The sequence below is a fragment of the Kitasatospora sp. NPDC093558 genome (genome assembly GCF_040683475.1).
Lineage (GTDB): Bacteria > Actinomycetota > Actinomycetes > Streptomycetales > Streptomycetaceae > Kitasatospora.
Window position 1 is genome coordinate 1 of the sequence record NZ_JBFBDY010001427.1, and the last position, 1,001, is coordinate 1,001.

Genomic DNA, 1,001 nt, shown 5'->3' on the forward strand with positions numbered 1-1,001 from the left:
GACCTGGGTCGGCGCCGTCCTCCTCCCGGGGGCCGTCCCGGGGCTGCACATGCCGCCGATGGCCATGCCCATGTGAGCGGACCTCCGGCGGCGGCAGCAGGCGTACGAAGCGATCGCGCGGGTCCTACCCGCCCCACACGACGGCCTGCGCCAACAGCCCCACCTCCCGCAAGTAGCCCGCCGGAGCCCGGTCCAGGGCCGGCCGGAGCTTCACCGTGGGGTGCGGGTCCGGGCCCAGCGCGTCCAGGACCTCCACCGCCGGGTAGCCGAACAGATCGACGTCACGGAGGACCACCGGGACGGCGGACGGCACGGACGGAATCGAGGGCCCGGCGCCGTACCGGAAGAGATGGACGGCCGCCAGCCCGTCCACGTCGTACTCGGTGCGGCTCAGCCGGTCGATGACGTCGCCGTAGGCGAGCAGTTCCAAGCCCTCGTAGCAGGCCGTGAAGGCCCAACCGGCCTGGCAGACCCACGTTTCCCGCACATCCGCCAGCGTCGCGACGGCCCACTGCGCCGCGCGCTCGGACATGCCGAACCGCAGCACGCCCGCGTTGTGGGGCAACACGACACCCGTTCCCGGCAGCAGCTCGAACATCCCCCGATCCTGGCCCGGACACCGCCGCCCCCGCAACGCGGTAACCGGAAGTCCCGGCAACGGCCCGGCATGGCGACCGACCCGTGCAACGGACCGTGCGACCCTGCTCACGGTCCTCAGCCTCAGGCCCAGGGCATAGCAGGCATGACGCTGCCCGCCATCACCGCTCAGCCGATCACCCACCGCTGAAGCGCCGAGCCGGTGTCCGGCTGCTGGGTGACGAACGCGCCGTCGCTCGTCGAAGCGGTGGTGAGCAGGAGCCCGCTCTTCTGCGAGGCGAGCTTGTACCCGCCCGCCACCGCCGTCGCAGTCCACCGCTGGTTGGCGGCGCCGGTGCAGGGCCACTGGATCACCTGGGCCCCGGCCGCCGTCGAGCCGCCGCCGACGTCGGCGCACAGCTTCG

Annotated in this window: 2 protein-coding genes; both read right to left on the minus strand. The window is 73.1% G+C overall.

Going from position 1 to position 1,001, the window contains the following annotated elements; genetic code table 11:
* Nucleotides 1–124: 124 nt before the first annotated feature.
* Entirely contained in the window at nucleotides 125–598 is a 474-nt protein-coding gene (locus tag AB0O00_RS41520) for a hypothetical protein (protein WP_363659835.1), read from the minus strand.
* A 167-nt stretch (nucleotides 599–765) separates the two neighbouring features.
* Nucleotides 766–1,001: RICIN domain-containing protein (locus AB0O00_RS41525; RefSeq protein ID WP_363659836.1), on the minus strand; the 236-nt coding region annotated here is incomplete at its 5' end.

Excerpts from the sequence above, each read along its gene's own strand:
- AB0O00_RS41520 (WP_363659835.1), bottom strand. The coding sequence starts at position 598 with ATGTTCGAGCTGCTGCCGGGAACGGGTGTCGTGTTGCCCCACAACGCG.